The 1,757-nt window shown below is 67.4% G+C and carries 3 protein-coding genes and 1 pseudogene; 2 read left to right on the top strand and 2 right to left on the bottom strand.

Annotated features, from left to right (window positions below; translation table 11 throughout):
• Window positions 1–237, bottom strand: a 237-nt coding sequence (locus tag DBR34_RS20605; protein WP_219928355.1) for a hypothetical protein, incomplete at its 3' end; no start/stop codon positions are given.
• Window positions 238–306: 69 nt separating this feature from the next.
• Here DBR34_RS20605 and xth point away from each other — a divergent pair.
• Window positions 307–1,074 (top strand): exodeoxyribonuclease III, encoded by a 768-nt coding sequence (gene xth / locus DBR34_RS20600; RefSeq protein WP_128098156.1) that lies wholly within the window; start codon window positions 307–309, stop codon window positions 1,072–1,074.
• Window positions 1,075–1,153: 79 nt separating this feature from the next.
• Here xth and DBR34_RS20595 read toward each other — a convergent pair whose 3' ends face one another.
• Window positions 1,154–1,405: a GlsB/YeaQ/YmgE family stress response membrane protein gene (locus DBR34_RS20595; RefSeq protein WP_038685456.1), complete on the bottom strand. Its 252-nt coding sequence runs from the start codon at window positions 1,403–1,405 to the stop codon at window positions 1,154–1,156.
• Window positions 1,406–1,495: 90 nt separating this feature from the next.
• Here DBR34_RS20595 and DBR34_RS20590 point away from each other — a divergent pair.
• Window positions 1,496–1,757 (top strand): annotated as a pseudogene (locus DBR34_RS20590) (4-phosphopantetheinyl transferase); the annotation flags it as partial.

The raw sequence follows: 1,757 nt of genomic DNA, 5'->3' as shown, positions 1-1,757 counted from the left end.
CACGGTGTAGTGGCGCTGGTCGCCGCCCAGCGCCGCGCTGCCATCCAGCCCGAGAAGCAGGGTGTACATGGCGTCGGTGGCGAACCCATCGAGCACGTCCCGCAACTGCTGCGCCTGCACGGGTGACAGTGCCATCGCGGTGATCCGCGCGGCCGATTCCGTCCCCGGGGCCCAGGCGGCGGCCAACAGCTGTTCTTTCTCGGCGTACCACTTGGCTACGAAGGCATCTGCGTCCATGGCGGGGTTCCGTGCGATCGGGGGGGGGCCACAGCCTAACGTCGGTGGCTACCCGGTAGAATGGCGCCCATGAAAATCGCCTCCTGGAACGTCAATTCGCTCAACGTGCGCCTGCCGCACCTGGAACAATGGCTCACGGCGTTCGCGCCGGACGTGGTCGGTATCCAGGAAACCAAGATGGAGGACCACAAGTTCCCCGACGCGGTGCTGACCGGGCTGGGCTATCGCAGCGTGTTTGCCGGGCAGAAGACCTACAACGGCGTGGCGCTGCTGTCGCGCGAACCGGCGCAGGACGTGCAGATCGGCATTCCCGGGTTCGAGGACGAGCAGAAGCGCGTGATCGCCGGCACCGTCAATGGCGTGCGCATCATCAACCTGTACGTGGTCAACGGCCAGGACGTGGGCACCGACAAGTACGCCTACAAGCTGCGCTGGCTCGAGGCCGTGCATGCCTGGGTCGAGGCCGAGCTGGCCCGCTACCCCGAGCTGGTGGTCATGGGCGACTTCAACATCGCCCCGGACGCGCGGGATGTGAACGACCCGCTGGTCTGGAACGAGAACCACATCCTGACCTCCACCGCCGAGCGCGGCGCCCTCAACAAGCTGCTGAAGCTGGGCCTGCACGATGCGTTCCGCCTGCACAGCGAGGAAGAAGGCGTGTTCAGCTGGTGGGACTACCGCGCCGCCGGTTTCCGCCGCAACCTGGGCCTGCGTATCGACCTGACGCTGGTGTCGGACGCACTCAAGGCGCGTGCCGTTGCCTCGGGCATCGACCGCGAGCCGCGCACCTGGGACCGCCCCAGCGACCACGCCCCGGCGTGGGTGCAGTTGGGGTAGTGCCAGCCGCTGGCCGGCGCACATACAACAAGGCCCGGCAGTGCCGGGCCTTGTCGATCAAGCGGTGCAGGTACGTGGGTTACCGGACGCTTCGACGCGTAAACAGATTCACGATCGCGAGCAGGATCACCGCGCCGATCAACGAGAACAGGAACGTACGGATCGTGATCGCTTCGTTGATGCCACCGCCGAACAGCCAACCGGCCAGCAGGGCGCCGATGATGCCGACCACGATGTTGAGGATGATGCCTTGTTGCGCGTCGCGCTTCATGATGATGCTGGCAAGCCAGCCCACGATGCCGCCGACGATCAGCCAGATGATGATGCCCATAGCGGTGACTCCCGGTTTGCGTGAACGACCGGGCCAGTTGACGGCACCCCCCGTGAAATCATCGTGCAGCCGTCCTCACCGGGTGGTGGCATGACCGTGCCGGCCCCTCCCGGCGGTCCGTGGCAGTTCGGCCCGGTCACGGTCTGGTGCCTGCCGCACGTCAACGGCACCCGGGGCGAGCCGCAGGCCCGGGTACTGCTGGCCGACCAGCTGGGTGGCACGCCGGACACCCTGCCGCTGCAGCGCGACGCCCGCGGCCGCCCGGAACTGCACGGCCCGCTGGCGCATATCGGCACCGGCTGGAGCCACAGCCATGGGTTGCTGCTGGTGGCGATGGCCGAACGGGTCCGGC

This window comes from Stenotrophomonas sp. HMWF003 (assembly GCF_003061285.1).
GTDB lineage: Bacteria > Pseudomonadota > Gammaproteobacteria > Xanthomonadales > Xanthomonadaceae > Stenotrophomonas > Stenotrophomonas maltophilia_AP.
The sequence above is the reverse complement of the archived record's forward strand: the minus strand, read 5'-3'. Positions and strand labels throughout refer to the sequence as shown.